The sequence below is a fragment of the Nocardia altamirensis NBRC 108246 genome (assembly GCF_001612685.1).
Lineage (GTDB): Bacteria > Actinomycetota > Actinomycetes > Mycobacteriales > Mycobacteriaceae > Nocardia > Nocardia altamirensis.
Genome location: NZ_BDAY01000131.1, coordinates 1 through 17,934, shown reverse-complemented (window position 1 = coordinate 17,934; position 17,934 = coordinate 1). Strand labels below are relative to the sequence as shown.

The window sequence follows — 17,934 nt, the reverse complement described above, 5'->3', positions numbered from 1 at the left end:
AAGATCAAAGAAGTCTGATTCTCGCTACCGTCCACCGGGTTTGCCGAGATGCGCGCTGCTTCTCGTAGGCGCACCGGGGATCCCGCAGACCTTCCATACGGTTCGCAGAGGCTCTGGGCTCTGTGAACCGTATGGAACCTGTGTGGGATCCCCAGAAGGGGTGCGGATTTCGGGGTTTGGGCGGGCTGGCTGTGTTCGCTGGTCTCAGAAGTACCCGCGATCCCGGTATGTGGGATCCAGGGGGTGGTTTCGTGCCGAGGGGGTAATGGTGCAGGTGGCTTCTCGGGCGATGCCTGCACCAGTACCTCGTGATCAACCGACCAACTCGACGAGGCGTGGTTAGCCGCGGAGGGAGTGGATTACGTCGGCGTGCAGGGCGTCGGCGCGGGCGGCGATTTCTTCGATGCGGAGAAGGACGGGGGCGAACTGGTCGCCCGCGTCGGCGGGGAGGGAGGCGACGTTGATTTCGATGTTGAGCTGCGAGGTGGTCGCCGCGGCACGGCACGCGTTGGCGGCGGCGCCGATATCGGTGACGACATTGGGGTTGCCGATGGGGAAGAGCTGGGTGGCGAGGGCGAGAACCTCGTCGGCCTCGTCGACGACCGCGGCCGGGACCCGGGCGGCCTCGAGGAGCGCGGCGTTGATCGCCGCGGTGCGGGTGGCGGTCTCTTCCTCGGTGGACTTCGGCAGCTTGTACGCCGAGCCGACAGCGGTGAACGCGGCGGCGTCGGCATCGGCGAGGGTGAGTGACCGGGTGCGGGCTGCGTCGGCGGCTTCGATGATGCGGTCGATGACCGGACGGTTGTCGGCATCCTTGGCCCGGGTCGTGTAGCGCGCGACCATCGCGACCAGAGCGGCGCCCTGCGCCGAGTGCAGCGCGGCGACCGCGCCACCGCCGGGCGCGGGAATCTTGGCGGCCAGATCGCACAGGTACTGCGCGAGCATGGCCTCGCCGAACGAGGACGCAGTTTCCTGGGACGATGTGCTCGGCTGCGACACGGGTGCGTGGCCTTTCCTACGACGGCGAGGGTTGAATGCGCGGTTAACGCTACCGGTCGTCCGGGACGGTAGACCGGTCCGGTGCACCACTGATGCGTAAGCGCGGTTATGTTGAGTCCTATGCGGATCGGATTGGGCATCAACTACTCGGGCGGTTTCAAAGAGGTGGCGGCGGAAGTCGCGGACCTCGAGCGGGCCGGTCTCGACATCGTGTTCGTGCCGGAGGCGTACTCGTTCGACGCGGTGAGCGCCCTCGGTTACCTGGCGGCCAAGACGTCGACGCTGCAGCTGGCCTCGGGCATCCTGCAGATCTACACCCGCACGCCGAGCCTGACCGCGATGACCGCCGCCGGCCTGGACTTCGTCTCCGACGGCCGGTACATCCTCGGCCTCGGTGCGTCGGGCCCGCAGGTGATCGAAGGCTTCCACGGTGTGCCCTATGACGCACCGATCGGCCGCACCAGGGAACTGGTGGAGATCTGCCGCAAGGTGTGGCGTCGTGAGCGCCTCGAATATCAGGGCAAGTACTACCAGATCCCGCTGCCCGCCGGGCAGGGCACCGGGCTCGGCAAGCCGCTGAAGCTGATCAATCACCCGGTGCGCGAACGCATTCCGGTGCTGCTCGCCGCACTCGGCCCGAAGAACGTCGAGCTGACCGCTGAGATCGCCGAAGGCTGGCAGCCGATCTTCTTCCTGCCGGAGCAGGCGAAGGCGATCTGGGGCGAGTCACTGGCCGCAGGCCTGGCCAAGCGCGACCCGCAGCTCGGCGACCTCGACGTCTATGCGGGCCCGGCGCTGGCCATCGGCGACAACGTCGAGCCGCTGCTGGAATGGGTCAAGCCGCATCTCGCGCTCTACATCGGCGGTATGGGCGCCAAGAGCAAGAACTTCTATCACACGCTCGCCACCAAGTACGGCTACGGCGCCGAGGCCGACCGCATCCAGGACCTGTATCTGGCGGGCAAGAAGGAAGAGGCGGCCAAGGCGGTCCCGGACGCGCTGGTCCGCGACATCTCGCTGATCGGTCCCGCGGGTTACGTCAAGGAGCGGGTCGCCGCCTTCCGCGAGGCGGGTGTCACCGTCCTCAACGTTGTTCCGATGGCGGCCACCGCGGCGGAGCGCGTCAAGCTGATCGAGCAGCTGCGCGAACTCTGCGACTGAGGCATTTTCGAAACATTCGGCGCCGCCGCATCCTGTTGGATGCGTGCGGCGCCGAATTCGTTCGAGGGCTTGCTCGCCGTCAGGCGCCGCGCAGTCCTGCCAGCGCTGCTTCCAGCGTGGAATGTAGCGCGAAAACCTGATCGAGGCTGGTCATCCGCAACTGCCGACTGGTGGCTGGCCCGTCGGCGACGACAGCGATCTTCGTCGCGTCGCCTGCTCGCTGATGCGTCGCGACGAGCACGGCCATGCCTGCCGAGGCCAGGAAGCTGACGTCGGTCAGATCGATGATCAGCGCCGCGGGCTTGCCGTTGAGGATCGCCTCGATCGAATTCTCCAGCGCGGGGGCTGTCGCCAGGTCGACCTCGCCGGCCACCGTCAGCACCGTCGCACCGTCCTGCGAAGCGACGGTGGTGGTCATCGTTTCCGCCAGGGGATACGCGTCTCCGGATGTGTTGGTCACCTAATCACAACACACAAGTCGTGGCGGAATCGCAACTGTGGAGCACCCATGTGTCCAAACATTACCGCAGCAAAGCTCTTCCGAGACCACATTCCCCCAGCTCGACCCGACCGACACCCAACCCATCCGCGGTGATCCGGATCCCCCGAGTGTTCCGCCGCACCATGAACCGCCGACTACCCGCAGATCACCGCCGACACCCACAACGATCCCGATCGTCATAGTCGGCCACCGACGTGCCTGCGGTCACCTCCCGAACAGCTGCTCTCTCCTGCGCGCGCCTCCAACAACCTCGTTCAGCGGTATTGCACGGCATAGCCCGAAGCTCCGGTCAGCGCGGGATGGACGGTCTCGGCCCCGCGTTCGGAGGCTGGGATGTCTGCTGCAATTCATCGCGGGTGAATACCGACCGAATTCATTCTTTGGCCCCTAACCGCTCCCGTCGGCTGCGGGCGCGCAAAGATAGCCGCATCGATCCGCACGATGTCGAATTTATCGCGAAATGTCAGTACTTGTAGATAAATTCGTACAACCTTCCGCGGCGGAGATTGGTTGAGTGATAGGAATTCAACTCTAACTGACGTGTCCACCCGAGGAGGTTGCGGTGAGGATCGTCTGGCGAAACAGCCTGAGCCAACTGAGAGTTCACTCCGGCAGCATCCAGAAGGAGATGAATTCGTGACGCTTCCCACCTTGAGTAAGGGGCAGAATATCCCGTTGCCGAATGACATAGTACGCGTTGACATCGTTCTCGGGTGGACGGAGTCGGAAATCGAGATCGACGCGTCCGCATTATTGTTGAGGGCTGATGGAAAGGTAGGTTCTGACGGCGATTTCGTCTTCTACAACCAGCCCGAATCGCCCGATGGATCGGTGCGCTTCCTGGGGGCGAGCGCGACCGAGGAGGGTGCACAAGCCCGGATCGCGATCGAGTTGGCCGTGGTCCCGGAGAATGTCCACACTGTGGCGCTCGCAGGCAGTCTCGGCGCCGGAACATTCGGGGAGCTCGGCAAGCTCACCTTTCGCGTGGTCGACGGAGCGGGGCAGTCGCTGGCAGAGTATGTCACCGCCGACGCCGCGACGGAGTCTGCCTTCGTATTCGGTGAGGTGTACCGCCGCGGCGGCGACTGGAAAGTCCGAGCGGTGGGCAAGGCTGGGATACCGGATTGGCCGGTCTAGCAACGGATTTTGGTGTCGACGTCGATGACGACACCGCGCCTGCACCGACAGCCGAGCCGGTCGAGGCGACACAAATTAGCAAGGTGGAGCCCCTCAGAGCGGTAGCCGGCGCGATTGGTGCCGACCTGTCGGGACCAGACCTCGAACCGTCCGCCGAATCACCAGCCAAAGCGTCTGCGCGAAGCCGCGGCGTGCGTACCGCCAAACGAACGGCGAAGCGGGTCAAGCCGGTCGAGTTCAAACTCGCAGAGGTCGACACTTGGCAGCCTGCCCGATTGTTCTCGGTGTTCGGAGTTGGTGCAGGGGAGGAGCAAGAGAAACGTGCCACGTCGGCGCTGATCGCAACAATGCAGGTGGTGCGCCCGTTCGCGCGGGCATTGTGCGCCAGAATGGGGGCTCCGGCAGGAGCTTTCGAAGGCTATGTCGAGGTGCAGTACGAACGGAACGACTCGAAGGTCATTCCTGATGCGGTGCTCAAGGTGGTTCGGGGCAGCCGGGTGTGGACCGGCCTGCTCGAGGTCAAGACCGGTAGCGGCAAGCTCCGGCGCGATCAACTGGAGAGCTACCTCGACGTGGCGCGCCGGAAGAAATATGACGCGGTGATCAGCCTGTCGAACGATATACCCGCAAGTCCGGGAGAGCTTCCGATCGAGGTCGACCGCCGCAAGCTTGCCAAAGTTGCGCTGCGGCACCTGTCGTGGGCGGAGGTGGCACACGAGGCGCGGATGTTGCTGGCACACGGCGGACTCGACAACGACCTGCATGCCTGGATTCTGAGCGAGTTTCTTCGCTACCTCGATCACCCGCGGTCTGGCGCTGCCGAGTTCGTCGACATGGGACGGCACTGGGTGGCTGTCCGCGACTCGGTGACAGCGGGGACTCTTCGTGGGGGCGACCCGAAGGCTTTGGCGGTCGCGGATACGTGGGTGTCGCTGTCACGGCATCTCGCGTTGCGACTGACCGCCGAACTCGGAGTCACCGTCAAACACATCCTGCCGCGTCGGCACCTTGCCGATCCCGCCGCTCGCAACGCCGCCGTCGCGGATCGGCTTGCGGACGATGGAACGTTCGAGGCCGTGTTCCGGATCCCGGATACCGTAGGCGATCTGGTCGTGGTGGCGGACGTGCGCACGCACAAGGTTCGCTGCCGCACCACCCTCGATGCGCCGGACGAAGGCACCTCGGGTCGTCGATTGTCCTGGCTGCTCAGACAACTCGCGGAGGCACCGGGTGATGTCCAGGTCGAGGCGGTGTTCTCGGAGCCGGGCAACGAAGTGTGCGAGCACCTCGACAAGGTGCGCGTGGAACCGAAGGTTCTGACGGGCGGCGGCCGCGCCGGCGCCATCGTGTCCTTTTCGCTGGAACAGACTTTTCGGATGGGCAACCGACGGTGCGGCACCGCGGCGAGCTTTGTCAGCAGCGTGACGTCGGCGACAGACGCGTTCTACGGATCGGTAGTGCAACCGCTGCGGGAATGGGTGCCCGCCGCACCGAGGCAGCCGGATTCGGTGCCGTTGCCCGAGGATGTGTTGCTCGGCGGTGAGCCCGGCCCGTAGTGGTCAGTTGGCTATGCGGCGGGGGGTGCCGCGGAGGGGGTTGGCTACGGGGAAGGTGATGGCGGGGAGGGTTACGGACATGCGGACTCGGGTGCCTGGGCCGGTGTGGTCGATGTCGAGTTCTTCGGTGAGGGCGCGCATCATGTCGATGCCGCGGCCTCGGTAGCCGGGGTCGGCGGAGCGGGGTTTCCAGACGCCGGTGTCGGCGACGGTGATGACGACGGTTTCGGTGTTGCAGGTGGCGGTGAGATGGACCAGGCCTGCGGCGGGGTCGCGGGGGATGGCTCGGCTGGTGCGGCCCATGGAGAGGTCGGTGCTGGCGGGGCGGCCGGAGGGGACGGCGCCGTTGCGGTAAGCGTGTTCGATGCTGTTGCTGCACGCCTCGTTGGCTGCGGCGACGAGATCGGAGGCGAGGTCGTGCGGGACCGCGGCGGCGGCGAGCCAGGCTTTGAGCGTACGGCGAAGGGCCGCAAGCTCATCCGGGTGTGCGGGCACGTCGAGGCGCAGCGGTGCGGGCGGCTGGCGGTAGACGACCATGGCGACGTCGTCGTCGTAGCCCGCGGTGGGGCGCAGCCGGGACAGGACCGCGTCGGCGACCTCGCGTGGCAGCTTGGCGGAGGTGCCAGCGAGGACGTCGGCGATCTTGGTGAAGCTGTCGTCGATGTCGACGCCGCGCTGTTCGACCAGCCCGTCGGTGAACAGCACCAGCGTCGATCCCGGCGTCAGCGCAGTGGTGGCCTCTGGGCGTCGTGGTGGATCGAAGGTGGCCAGCGGCACGGAACGCCCACCTTCCAGCAGCCGCCCGGTGGTGTCGACGTCGGCCAGGATCGGCGGCATGTGGCCCGCGCTGCTGTAGCGGACGAGCCCGCGCACCGGATCGAGCACCGCCGCACACACGGTGGTGCACATCGCGCCGGGGATTCGCCCTGCGACAGTGTCGAGTTCGGCGAGCAGCTGCGCGGGCCCCGCCCCGCGCAGCAGCAAAGCCCGTGCGGCCGTGCGCAATTGACCCATCACGACGGCGGCGGACAATCCACGCCCGACGCAGTCGCCGACGACGACACCAATGGTGCCGTCGCGCAACGGAACCACGTCGTACCAGTCGCCGCCGATCTCGAGCGGCGGCAGCGCAGGCTCGTAATGCACCGAGAACCGGGGCGGCAACTCGATCGGCCCGAGCATGGCCCGCTGCAGGGTCAGCGAGGTGGAGCGCGCCTGGTCGAAGTTGCGTGCCCGCTGCACCGCGAGGCTGAGATGGCCGATCAGCAGCGAGAACAACGTCCAATCGGCGGCACTGATGGCGCGGGGCGCGGCGAAGCGCAACCACAGTGCGGCATCACCGGTTTGGCCGAGCGGCGCGACGATGCCTTCGGAGAACTCCGATCCTTCCGGGATCGCGAACAGGCTGCGGCCGGGCCTACGTCTGGCGCGATCCAGCAGCGCCCGTGCGCGCGCGTCGAGTTCGGGGTTCTCGGGTGTGCCCTCGGTGCCGGACGCGTACACCTCCGGCTCGGCCTGCCGATTCGGCCACACCGAAACGACTGCGGTTTCCGCACCGACGGTGCGCCGCACCTCGTCAAGTCCGACCGCGAGCACCTCGACCACGCTGGTGGCCGCACCGACCGCGGTGGCGAGCCGGGAGGCCGCCTGATCGCGCGCCTGCGCGTCGTGCTCGGCGGTCACATCCCGAATGGTGCCGACGAAGATGCGTTCGTTGTTTTCCGGCTTGATCAGCGCACTGGTGCTGACCGCCAACCACACCGACCGCCCGTCCCGATGCCGGATCGGGATGATGAATCGCTGTGCCTCCGTACCGAGATCGGGATAACGCCCCTCCGGCATCGACCACGGATGCGGCAGCGGGTAGGGCACATCGGCGGCACCGTAACCGGTCAGCGCGCCGAAGGCGGAGTTGACTTCGACGATGGTGCCCGCCGAGTCCGCGACGAAGAACCCGTCCTGCAACGACTCGACCAGCGCGGTGCGGAACGCGTCGCGCCCGGCGAGATCGTCTGCGCGGGAACGCTGTTGCTCGTACCGGCCGACACCGTCGAGATAGCCGCGGGTCGCGATATCAAGCGCGGCAAGGGTTTGCAGCAAGAACTCCAACGCCGTCTCGGCGAGCCGATGGTCCGGCGCAGCCCCTGCCGCCTGCTCGACCGATTGGACGACCCGGAAGTGGTGCTCGGTGAGATCGAGCAGGCTGACCCCTTCGACGAGCGCTCGCCTGCCGAGCTCGTAGCCTTCGGACAGACCCGCCTGGGTCGGCGAATCCAGGTGCCGCCGTAGCGCGGTCGCGTATGCGTCGAGGAAGTCGGCCAGGGTGGCGCTCATGCTTGCGCCTCGCTGTCGCTCGGCCCCGGCCTGACTGCGGAGGCGGCTGTGGTCGTCGTTCGCTCGCTCATACTTGCGCCTCGCTGTCGCTCGGCCCCCGCCCGACCGCCGTGGCGGCCGCGCTCGCGGATCGCGCGCTGCTCATGTCGCCGGACCGTTGTGCTGCGCGGGGCCGCGGTGGCGGGCGGCAAGCACCAACGCATCGTCGGTGTCTTTGGCGTGCTTGGCCAGAATGTCGGCGGTGATCTCCGCGGTGGACTTCGACAGGTCGATGCCGTCGGTGGAGTCGCTGACGATGCCGTCGGTGGACATCAGGAGCAGGTCGCCCGGTCGCACGTGAATGGTCTGCGATTGCAGGTTCTGCGGTAGCCGATAGCCGACGATGCCCGCGGTCAGCAGCACGGTCGCCCGGACGGTCAGACCGACGGGACCCATGGCGAGCACCTGGGATTCGACATTGCCGACGCCGAGCCAGCGCACCGTGTCGCTGGGATCGAACAGCGCGAGCGAGACCGCGGCGCCGCGCGTGTCGGCCATGGCCCGATGACAGAGCACCATCAGGACATCCAGCGGTTCGGCGCGGTTCTCCGCGAGCACCTGCGCGGCCCGATCGGCGGCGTCGGCGGCGGCCGCACCGTGCCCCAACCCGTCCAGCACCGCGAAAAGCACTGTGCCGCCGCCGGTGTCGAGCACGACACCGCGATCACCGGAGACCCGCTGTCCAGGGAGGGCGCGACCGGCCACCGCCCATTCGATTCGGCCGATGAACCCGTCTTCATGCACCGTTGGGTACCCACTTCCACATCTCCACCAACGTGCCGCGACCAGGTGCAGAATCGATGATGAGCCGGTCCATCAACCTGCGGGCGCCGGGGAGACCGAGACCTAGTCCGCGCCCGGTCGAGTAACCGTCCTCCAGCGCGCGGGGAATGTCGAGGATGCCAGGTCCTTCGTCCTGGGCCTGAACCACCAGCGCTTGACGACCCTCCCGATCGTCGACGAGCAACCGGACTTCGCCGGTGCCTGCGTAACTGGTGATGTTGCGGGCGATTTCGGAGATCGCCGTCGAGATCATGGTGCGGTCCGTCAGAGAGAATCCGAGCTTCGCCGCCAGTTCGCGTCCGGCTTGACGTGCGATCACGATGTCGCCCGACACTCTGACCGCGATCACCACGTTCTCAGCGGCCACTGTCACGACCGTCTCGCTGGCGTCGAGTGCTGGTCTTCCGGTTCAGCCAGGCCAGGCCCTCCTCCAAGTCGAGGGCCGTGTGCATGTCTTCGAACGTGAGCCCGAGTTGCACCATGGCGAACGCGACTTCAGGTTGCAGCCCGACGATGACCGTTTCGGCGCCGCGCAGCTGAGTCATGTGCGCGATGGTGCGCAAGGATCTGGCGGCGAAGGAGTCCATGATGTCGATCGCCGTGACATCGACGATGATGCCGTGTGCCCGATACTTGCTGACCTGTTTCATCAGGTCGTCCTGCAGGCGTTCGGTATCGGCATCGGTCAATGCGGACTGCACCGACGCGATGAGATAGGTGCCTTGTTTGAGAATCGGTACCGGCATGTGCCCGCCCTGATCTAGCGACCGTCGCGTTCGGCGACCCGTTCGGTGACTCGGGAAACCTCGTAACCCAGTAGACGTTCCGCTTCCTCGATGCCACCTTGGAGGTCACCGACCGCGTTCATCTTCGACAGATCCAAGCCGATGGTCACCAGGGTGAGCGCGATCTCCGAGGACAGGCCGGTGATGATGACGTTCGCGCCCATCAGGCCGGACGCGTCGACGGTCTGCACCAGGTGGTTGGCCACCGTCGAGTCGATCTCGGGCACACCGGTGATGTCGATGACGACGACCTTGGCGCGGTTGGCCCGGATCGCGCTCAGCAGCTGCTCGGTGAGCTGGCGGGCGCGCTGGCTGTCCAGCACGCCGATGATGGGCAGAATCAGCAGCTGTTCACGCACCTGCAGAACTGGCGTGGACAGCTCGCGAATCGCCTCCTGCTGCTGGCGGATGACGCGCTCGCGCTCTTGGACGAAGGAGACGCCCACCGTGTTGGCGATGCGGTTCGCGGCGGGCTCGTAGGCGTCGAGCACCGCGTTCAGCAGCTGGAAGTCGGATTGATACTTCTCGAACAGCGAGCGGGCCAGCACGTCACGCAGCAGCAGCACGATGCCGAGGATTTCGTCGGTCTCGACGCCTCTCGGGATGATGCGTTCGGACAGATCGCGGGCGTAGGCCTGCAGCGCCTCGACGCTACCGGTCTCGAGCACCTCGACGTAGTTGTCGTACACGGACGTGGCCTCGGAGAAGATCTCCTCCGGGGTCATCGCGGTCAGCAGCTGAGCGTCGGTGATGCGCCGGGCCCACACCTCACGCAGCGCGGTGCGGTTCTGGCGCAGGTGCTCGACCAACTGCGGAAGCAGATTGTCGACCGGTCCTACGCCCAGTGAATCCGCCGAAAGGCTCATGGACACCTCGGACATGGAAACTCCTGCCCCTTTCGACGGTTTGAGTCGGGATCATCAACGTGCGGTCGGCTGCGAGGCCGACACCGAGCCTAGTCATACCCCAACGAGGTTGCTGACGAAACCTGCCGGTTGTTCAACTGCGAATCGTCGCAGTTAGCTGAAACCCCGCTCCAGCCCGTGCAATGCCTCCTCGAGATAGACGGTCAGGTCCGCGTCGGCCCTGGTCAGCCAGGCGTCGAAGGCGGCGCGGGCGGCCGCGAGGGTGGTGCGGCCGACCGCGAGTGGGATCAGCGCGTTGTCCGGTTCGCCGAGCCTGCGCGCGGCGAAGCCGCTGACCGCGCGTTCCCAGGCGTCGTAGTGCGCGCCCGCGGTGGCGGCCAGCGCCGGGATGGTGGCGACCAACTGCATGCGGGTGCGTAGCTCGGGCACGTCTTCGGCCCGATACCGGTTGGCGTTCACGACGACTCGACGCACGGCGGTCATCATCGGAATATCGTCTGGCACGGTGGCGAACGCTGCGCGCAGAGCAGCGACTTCGTCATCGAACTGGTACCAGAGCACCTCGGCCTTGGTGGGGAAGTACCGGAAGAAGGTGCGGCCGCTGATGCCTGCCGCCGCGGCGATCTGTTCAACGGTGGTGTCATCGAAGCCCTGCTCGGTGAACAGCCGCATCGCGATCAGTTCGAGTTCGCGTTTGGTGGTGCCGCGTGGGCGACCGCGGGTGGTCCTTGCTGTCACGGCTATTGATTATGTCAGTGACTGACGATAATCTCCGGACATGCTCGAAAGTGTCGCAGGCCACATCGAGGCTGCGGCAGTGCCGACCCACACCGTGGCGGATCTGACCTGGCCGGAAGCGGGCGAACGGGCGGCTGCAGGCGCGATTCTCGCGGTCCCGGTCGGCGCGACCGAACAGCACGGGCCGCATCTGCCGCTGTCCACCGACACCGACGTCGCCGCCGAACTGTGCGCGCGGCTGGCCGCGCGGCGACCCGATGTGCTTGTCGCACCGGCGATTCCGTACGGCGCGAGCGGCGAGCACGCCGGCTTCGCAGGCACGCTGTCGATCGGACAGGCCGCGCTGGAGTTGCTGATCGTCGAGCTGTGCCGTTCGGCCACCGACACTTTCGACCGGATCCTGCTCGTCAACTGGCATGGCGGCAATCTCGAGCCGCTGCGGCGCGCGGAGACGCTGCTGCACAGCGAGTCTCGCGACGTGCACGTGTATGTGCCGCGCTACCAGGGTGATTTGCACGCAGGTCGCGCGGAGACCGCCGTGCAGCTGGCACTCGCACCGGACAAGGTCCGTGTCGAGCGTGCCGAGGCGGGTGACGTCCGCCCACTGCCGGAACTGCTGCCGCTCCTTCGCGCCAACGGTGTGCGCGCGATCAGCGCGAACGGTGTCCTCGGCGACCCGGCGGGGGCAAGCGCCGCCGAGGGCGACGCGCTGCTCGACCACCTGACCACCGACCTGCTCGACCGAACCCGGCTGTGGTGGCCGGTAGCCTCCCCGGAAAGGACCGGAACATGAACCCCTGGTTCGAAACCGTCGCCGAAGCGCAGCGCCGCGCGAAGAAGCGACTGCCGAAGTCGGTGTATGGCGCGCTGATCGCCGGATCCGAGCGCGGGCAGACCATCGAGGACAATCAGCTCGCGTTCACCGAGCTCGGTTTCGCGCCGCACGTCGCCGGTCCGATCGGGGATCGGGATCAGTCGACAACCGTGCTCGGCCAACCGCTTTCGATGCCGGTGTTGATTTCGCCGACCGGCGTGCAGGCGGTGCATCCCGACGGCGAGGTCGCGGTGGCGCGCGCGGCCGCCGCGCGCGGGATCGCGATGGGGCTCAGCTCGTTCGCCAGCAAGCCGATCGAAGAGGTGATCGCGGCCAATCCGTCGACCTTCTTCCAGATGTATTGGTGTGGCAGCAAAGACGAGATCCTGCAGCGGATGGACCGGGCGAAGGCGGCGGGCGCGGTAGGGCTGATCCTCACCCTCGACTGGTCGTTCTCGCACGGACGGGACTGGGGGAGTCCGGTCATTCCGGAGCGGCTCGATCTGCGCACCATGCTGAAGTTCGCGCCGCAGACGTTGGCCAGGCCGCGCTGGTTGTCCGCGTATGTGAAGTCAGGGCGCATCCCCGACCTCACCGCGCCGAACATGGCGATCGGCGACGGTCCTGCGCCCGGATTCTTCGGCGCCTACGGCGAGTGGATGGGCACGCCGCCGCCGGACTGGGCCGATGTGCGCTGGGTCTGCGAGCAGTGGGGTGGGCCGGTCATGCTCAAGGGGGTGATCCGGGTCGACGACGCGCTACGCGCGGTGGACGCGGGCGTCGCGGCGATCTCGGTGTCCAATCACGGCGGCAACAATCTCGACGGCACCCCCGCCGCCATCCGGGCGTTGCCCGCGGTGGCCGACGCAGTGGGTGCACAGATCGAGGTGGTGCTCGACGGTGGCATCCGGCGCGGGAGCGATGTCGTGAAGGCGGTCGCGCTCGGTGCGCGTGCGGTGCTGATCGGGCGGGCGTACCTGTGGGGTCTGGCCGCCAACGGTCAAGCGGGCGTGGAGAACGTGCTCGACATCCTGCGTGGCGGAATAGATTCGGCGCTGCTCGGCTTGCGCAAGACCAGCGTTGCCGACCTCGATCGCGGAGATCTGGTGGTGCCGCAGGGGTTCGAGCGCGCGCTCGGGGTGCCGACGGATTGGCGCAGTGGATCAGCCAGTGCTGGTACGGGTTCGGCGGATGCCGTTGGTGCTACCGACGAATCAACCAGTGCGGCAGCGGAATCACCAGACCTGAGCGCCGAAATGGCAGCGGTACAACACGAGTCCGCGAACGCCTCGGCCTGAGCCGCCAGGCCGCTCGGGCCGGGCACGGTTCTGTATGGGGGAATTGACGTCCACCGCAACGGAATCAGTCGAATACCGGGTCGGTGGACACGTCGGATCGCCGGCCTAGTTCTCGCTCGCCGAGCTCCGATGATGCGCAAGCAGCGTGTCGTAGATGTCGGCGAGCGCGGCCAGCTGTTGCCGGTCGAGTATGTCGATCATGTGCCTGCGCACACTGAGCACGTGCGCGGGCGCCGCGCTGCCGAGTACCTCGGCGCCGCGCGGTGTGAGCCGGGCCGCCGTGCGTCGCGCATCGTCGGGGATCGGTTCACGGACTACTAACCCGCGCTTCTCCATTCGGGTGATCTGGTGTGAGAGCCTGCTCTGCGACCACTCGAGTTTCGCGGCTAGTTCGGCGAAGGTGGTGCGGTGCTCCGGAGTCTTGCTCAGGAAGGCCAACACCGAGTACTCGACGTACGTGAGGTTCGACTCCCGCGTCGAGTCTCGACCGACCGCCGCGGCGATGAGGTCGCGGGTGCGCACGAAGCCCACCCAGGCGCGCATTTCGACGTCATCGAGCCAACGGGGATCGGTCACGATAGCGCTCCAAACTCTGGCGTGTCATACATTGTCGCGCTTCGTTGTGCGTTGCGCGGCAAGTTGTGCAGCGCTCCAACGGTTGGACGTCCGAGCGCTTTTTGTGTGAGACGAGAGGTAGCACTCTCAGGGTTGAACGTGCAACCTTTTGTGCCAACTAGTGCGACCTTTTGTATCAACCTCTCGAGGAAGGCTTGCCTAACCACGAGCCGACCTGGTCCGGTGGATAGGCTCGCTGTGCTTGTGACCAGCCACGGCTTCCGCAGCCCGGCCCGCCCGAAGGAGTGCGTCTCGTGACCGCGCCGGACTTCCGCTATTCCGACCTGCTGCCGATCGGCGCCGACGACACGTCGTACCGCCTGCTCACCACCGAGGGCGTCAGCACCTTCGAGGTCAACGGCCGGACCTTCCTCCAGGTGGAGCCGGAAGCACTGCGGCTGCTGACGGCCGAGGCGATGCACGACATCAGCCACTACCTGCGGCCCGCGCATCTGACGCAGCTGCGCAAGATCATCGATGACCCCGAGGCCAGCGGCAACGATCGCTTCGTCGCGCTCGACCTGCTCAAGAACGTGAACATCTCCGCGGGCGGCATCCTGCCGATGTGCCAGGACACCGGCACCGCGATCGTCATGGGCAAGAAGTCCGAGGGCGTGCTGACCGGCGTCGACGACGCCGAATGGATCAGCCGCGGCGTCTACGACGCCTACACGAAGCTCAACCTGCGCTACTCCCAGCTCGCCCCGATCACCATGTGGGACGAGAAGAACACCGGAACGAATCTGCCCGCGCAGATCGAGTTGTACTCCACGCCAGGCGATCTCGCGCACCCGTCGTACAAGTTCCTGTTCATGGCCAAGGGTGGCGGTTCGGCGAACAAGTCGTTCCTGTACCAGGAAACCAAGGCCGTGCTGAACCCGACGCGGATGCTGGAGTTCCTCGACGAGAAGATCCGCTCGCTCGGCACCGCGGCCTGCCCGCCCTACCACCTCGCGGTCGTGATCGGCGGCACCAGCGCCGAATTCGCCTTGAAGACGGCCAAATACGCCTCGGCCCACTACCTGGACAACCTGCCCACCGAGGGATCGCTCGCGGCGCACGCGTTCCGGGATCTGGAGCTGGAGGAGGAGGTCTTCAAGCTGACCCAGTCCTTCGGCATCGGCGCGCAGTTCGGCGGCAAGTACTTCTGCCACGATGTGCGGGTGGTGCGGCTGCCGAGGCACGGCGCCAGCTGCCCGGTGGCACTCGCGGTGTCTTGCTCGGCCGACCGGCAGGCCCTGGCCAAGATCACGCCGGAGGGCGTGTTCCTCGAGCAGCTCGAGCGCGAGCCAGCGCACTACCTGCCCGAGCAGACCGACTCGATCCTCGGCGGCGACGTGGTGCACATCGATCTCAACCGGCCGATGTCGGAGATCCGCGCCGAACTGTCGAAATACCCGGTGAAGACCCGGCTTTCGCTGAGCGGTCCGCTGGTGGTCGCGCGCGATATCGCGCACGCCAAGATCAAGGAACGGCTCGACGCGGGCGAGCCGATGCCGGAGTACCTGCGCGAGATGGCCGTCTACTACGCGGGCCCGGCCAAGACACCCGAGGGCTATGCGTCCGGCTCGTTCGGCCCGACCACCGCGGGCCGGATGGATTCCTACGTCGACCAATTCCAGGCCGCTGGCGGGTCTTTCGTCATGCTGGCCAAGGGCAACCGCTCGGCCCAGGTCACCAAGGCCTGCCACCAGCACGGCGGCTTCTACCTCGGGTCCATCGGCGGTCCCGCCGCCCGCCTCGCCCTGGACTGCATCAAGTCGGTCGAGGTGCTCGAGTACCCCGAACTCGGCATGGAAGCGGTCTGGAAAATCGAGGTCGAAGACTTCCCCGCCTTCATCGTCGTCGACGACAAGGGCAACGACTTCTTCGCCGAAACCCAGAAGCCGATCGCACTGCGGGTCCGCACCCGCAGCGCCGAACGCGTCTGACATCGATCGAATCGGCGCGGCGATAACGTTCGAATGGACCTTGCAGGTTCCTGAGTGTGGTGGCTGTGTGCGTTCGTGCGGAACGCGGATACGAACTCGCCGCCATCTGCCAAGAATGGGTGCCGATGAATGCGACGGTGCCCGACGCATTCATCGCACTGCTCCAGGAGTGTCGTCGCGCCGAAGCGCATACCCGGCGACCCGCGCCGGACAATTGACCGGGATGCGCACACCACGGCAGCGCCTGCTGCATGTGCTGGCCGCCCGGGGCAATGCGCATGTCTGCGAATTTCCGGAACCGGCTCGATAACAAGGTCTTCCGCAGGTCTATCGCGCCGGCGTACCCCCTGAACTGGGCGTTCGACCTTTAATAGAGGCTTATGGGCGGACATGGCGATGTCACCCCGATCGCCGGGGTGTCGTCGGTGTTTTGCGATGCACTCTTAGCGATGTACGTCGTTGATTCCAAGTGCCGTTGATCGCAGATGCCATTGAGGTCGAGGAGGGCAATGAGTACGTCCAGGGCAGTCACGACAACACTGCGTCTTTCCCAATCCGCCAGCCGGAGATTGGCCGCACGCGCCGCACGCGAAGGTACCACTTCTGCCGCATTGCTCGATCGCCTCATTCGGGAGGGTGTCGATCAACTCGATCATCCCGGCATTGTTTTTCGCGGGCCGATGACCGACCGGCGTGCCGCGCTCGTCGCAGGCCCCGATGTCTGGGAAATCGTTGCGCGGCTACAGGAATTGGACGGGCCGGTCGACCGGCGGATCGAGCAGCTGAGTGCGCGCTGTAGCCTGCACGCCGGCAAGATCAAGATCGCCATCGAGTACGCCCGCGACCACGGCAACGAGATCATCGAGCGGATCGGACGCAATCGTCAAGCCGCCGAGGCGATTCGCCGCGCGGCGGCGGAGCGCGCGCCTGCTGTTGAGCGGGACCACCTCACGCTGGTCGCGCCACTACGTGAGTGATACGGCCGAATTGTCCGGTGCTGGAGTCGAATTGTCCGTTCCAGTAGCTGTTCACATGATGGGGAGCGAATGTGTACACCGCTCGCTCGGGGTGTGGAAACAGCTCCTACCTGTGCATAACCTGCTCGGCCTGCGGGTGGCGGTCTCCGGCGGCAGCCGGGGTGCCGTCCGCGGGCCGATCGGAGTTGTGGGCGGCGAGCAGGAAGAAACGGTACGGTCGTGAAACTCGGGAAACCACGGCAATTTTCGCGAATCGGACTGGTAGCAGCTGCCCACACATTGTGATCCACAGCACTGGGATAGATTGTGGACAGTTAGCGTTTCAGATAGATGAAACTGCTGCCGCGCAAAGGATTCGGGTACGTCTGTGCCATAACTGACGGCTATTACTACTGGTCGATGCCTCGTGCCTGGTTGCGCGCCTCGGGCGTGCGTGCCGAGTGCTTGATGTGACAGGTTCCCGCAGGCATCGCGGTCGGCCGCTACCATCGCCGACATGGTGTTGAGGACTGGTGTGCGGAAACGGGTGCTGATCGGCCTACCGGTGGCGGTCATGCCTGCGCTTGTTGTGACGGGACTGCTCGCGCCGCAGGCGGCGGCGCGGATAAGCCCTATTGATCAACGAGAAGCGCTCGGATCAGCGGCGGGAACCGAAGGGCTCGAACCAGGTCTGGCGGTGGCGTACAGCCTCGCCGAGAACGAAGCGCACGCACAAGGCGTGCCTCTCTCGATCACCTCCGGCGATCGCACGCCCGCCGAACAGCAGCAACTCTGGGACAACGGCCTCACCACCTACGGCGGCCCCGACGCGGCCCGGCGCTGGGTACTGCCGCCCGAGGAGTCGACACACGTCTCGGGCCAGGCCGTCGACGTCGGCCCGCTCCAAGGCGCGCAATGGCTCGAAGCCAACGGAACCCGCTGGGGTCTGTGCCGCATGTACGAGAACGAATGGTGGCACTTCGAGCGGGCGACCACACCAGGCGGCGTCTGCTCGCCGATGCGACCGGACGCCAGCCACCGGTAGTTCGTCGACGTGGGGGAAATGGTTGCTGCCGCGCATTGACGGGAGAGAAATGGTTGTCGCCCCGTTGACCGGAGGCGAATGGTTGTTGCGCCGTTGACCGGAGAGAGATGGTTGTTGCCCCGTTGACGGGAGAGAAATGGTTGCTGCCCAACGTTGAGCGGAGTCTTATGGTTGCAACACGCCGCACGACACGCACCATTTCTCTCCGCTCAACCTCCCCCAAGATCACTTCCCCGAAAAGATCTTTGAACCGGACCACAGCCAAGTAACCCGGCTGGGACGAGAGAACGCGTGAGCGACTGCGGAGGTCAGCCGGGTACGGCACACGACGCCACCACGCTATCCAGTGCAAACCCCGAGACTGTCCCGCTCGCC

General features: G+C 66.2%; 15 protein-coding genes and 1 pseudogene. 7 read left to right on the top strand and 9 right to left on the bottom strand.

Annotated elements, in window-relative coordinates; translation table 11 throughout:
• Positions 1-339: 339 nt before the first annotated feature.
• Positions 340-999: a cyclodeaminase/cyclohydrolase family protein gene (locus NA11_RS42620; RefSeq protein WP_084655583.1), complete on the bottom strand. Its 660-nt coding sequence runs from the start codon at positions 997-999 to the stop codon at positions 340-342.
• Positions 1,000-1,119: 120 nt separating this feature from the next.
• On the opposite strand from NA11_RS42620, the gene NA11_RS42615 reads away from it, so the two are divergent.
• Positions 1,120-2,160 carry an LLM class F420-dependent oxidoreductase gene (locus NA11_RS42615; protein ID WP_069167812.1) on the top strand — a complete coding sequence of 347 codons (1,041 nt, stop codon included), beginning with the start codon at positions 1,120-1,122 and terminating at the stop codon, positions 2,158-2,160.
• A gap of 79 nt (positions 2,161-2,239) precedes the next feature.
• Here the strand turns inward: NA11_RS42615 and NA11_RS42610 are convergent, their stop codons facing one another.
• The gene (locus tag NA11_RS42610; protein ID WP_069167814.1) at positions 2,240-2,578 is read right to left on the bottom strand and encodes an STAS domain-containing protein; all 339 of its coding nucleotides are present in this window, start codon (positions 2,576-2,578) and stop codon (positions 2,240-2,242) included.
• 720 nt (positions 2,579-3,298) lie between these two features.
• On the opposite strand from NA11_RS42610, the pseudogene NA11_RS42605 reads away from it, so the two are divergent.
• Positions 3,299-5,355: pseudogene (locus NA11_RS42605) on the top strand (TerD family protein).
• Positions 5,356-5,358: 3 nt separating this feature from the next.
• On the opposite strand, the gene NA11_RS42600 reads toward NA11_RS42605, so the two are convergent.
• From NA11_RS42600 to mftR, 6 genes are all read right to left on the bottom strand, one after another.
• A complete protein-coding gene (locus NA11_RS42600; protein ID WP_069167811.1) occupies positions 5,359-7,689 on the bottom strand; it encodes a SpoIIE family protein phosphatase in 2,331 nt (776 codons plus the stop codon).
• A 141-nt stretch (positions 7,690-7,830) separates the two neighbouring features.
• A complete protein-coding gene (locus NA11_RS42595) occupies positions 7,831-8,472 on the bottom strand; it encodes a SpoIIE family protein phosphatase (protein ID WP_069167810.1) in 642 nt (213 codons plus the stop codon).
• Positions 8,465-8,878: an ATP-binding protein gene (locus NA11_RS42590; protein WP_069167809.1), complete on the bottom strand. Its 414-nt coding sequence runs from the start codon at positions 8,876-8,878 to the stop codon at positions 8,465-8,467. Before NA11_RS42590 ends, NA11_RS42595 begins: the two co-directional genes overlap by 8 nt.
• Positions 8,868-9,257 (bottom strand): STAS domain-containing protein, encoded by a 390-nt coding sequence (locus NA11_RS42585; RefSeq protein ID WP_069167808.1) that lies wholly within the window; start codon positions 9,255-9,257, stop codon positions 8,868-8,870. The genes NA11_RS42590 and NA11_RS42585 overlap by 11 nt, the downstream gene beginning before the upstream one ends.
• A gap of 14 nt (positions 9,258-9,271) precedes the next feature.
• On the bottom strand, positions 9,272-10,177 hold the full coding sequence (locus tag NA11_RS42580) for an STAS domain-containing protein (protein WP_069167807.1): 906 nt from the start codon (positions 10,175-10,177) through the stop codon (positions 9,272-9,274).
• Positions 10,178-10,315: 138 nt separating this feature from the next.
• On the bottom strand, positions 10,316-10,900 hold the full coding sequence (gene mftR / locus NA11_RS42575; protein ID WP_069167806.1) for a mycofactocin system transcriptional regulator MftR: 585 nt from the start codon (positions 10,898-10,900) through the stop codon (positions 10,316-10,318).
• 40 nt (positions 10,901-10,940) lie between these two features.
• On the opposite strand from mftR, the gene mftE reads away from it, so the two are divergent.
• Together mftE and mftD are read left to right on the top strand one after the other, a co-directional pair.
• The gene (mftE, locus tag NA11_RS42570; RefSeq protein WP_069167805.1) at positions 10,941-11,693 is read left to right on the top strand and encodes a mycofactocin biosynthesis peptidyl-dipeptidase MftE; all 753 of its coding nucleotides are present in this window, start codon (positions 10,941-10,943) and stop codon (positions 11,691-11,693) included.
• The gene (gene mftD, locus NA11_RS42565) at positions 11,690-13,012 is read left to right on the top strand and encodes a pre-mycofactocin synthase MftD (protein ID WP_084655582.1); all 1,323 of its coding nucleotides are present in this window, start codon (positions 11,690-11,692) and stop codon (positions 13,010-13,012) included. Before mftE ends, mftD begins: the two co-directional genes overlap by 4 nt.
• A gap of 105 nt (positions 13,013-13,117) precedes the next feature.
• Here the strand turns inward: mftD and NA11_RS42560 are convergent, their stop codons facing one another.
• Entirely contained in the window at positions 13,118-13,588 is a 471-nt protein-coding gene (locus tag NA11_RS42560; RefSeq protein WP_069167804.1) for a MarR family winged helix-turn-helix transcriptional regulator, read from the bottom strand.
• 293 nt (positions 13,589-13,881) lie between these two features.
• Here NA11_RS42560 and NA11_RS42555 point away from each other — a divergent pair, with 293 nt between their 5' ends.
• The 3 genes from NA11_RS42555 to NA11_RS42545 all read left to right on the top strand — a co-directional run bounded on the left by NA11_RS42555 (position 13,882) and on the right by NA11_RS42545 (position 17,559).
• Positions 13,882-15,558: a fumarate hydratase gene (locus NA11_RS42555; RefSeq protein ID WP_069167803.1), complete on the top strand. Its 1,677-nt coding sequence runs from the start codon at positions 13,882-13,884 to the stop codon at positions 15,556-15,558.
• Between the two features lie 509 nt (positions 15,559-16,067).
• On the top strand, positions 16,068-16,535 hold the full coding sequence (locus tag NA11_RS42550; protein WP_069167802.1) for a hypothetical protein: 468 nt from the start codon (positions 16,068-16,070) through the stop codon (positions 16,533-16,535).
• 496 nt (positions 16,536-17,031) lie between these two features.
• Positions 17,032-17,559, top strand: coding sequence for a M15 family metallopeptidase (locus tag NA11_RS42545; RefSeq protein WP_084655581.1), 528 nt, complete (start codon positions 17,032-17,034; stop codon positions 17,557-17,559).
• Positions 17,560-17,934 lie beyond the last annotated feature (375 nt).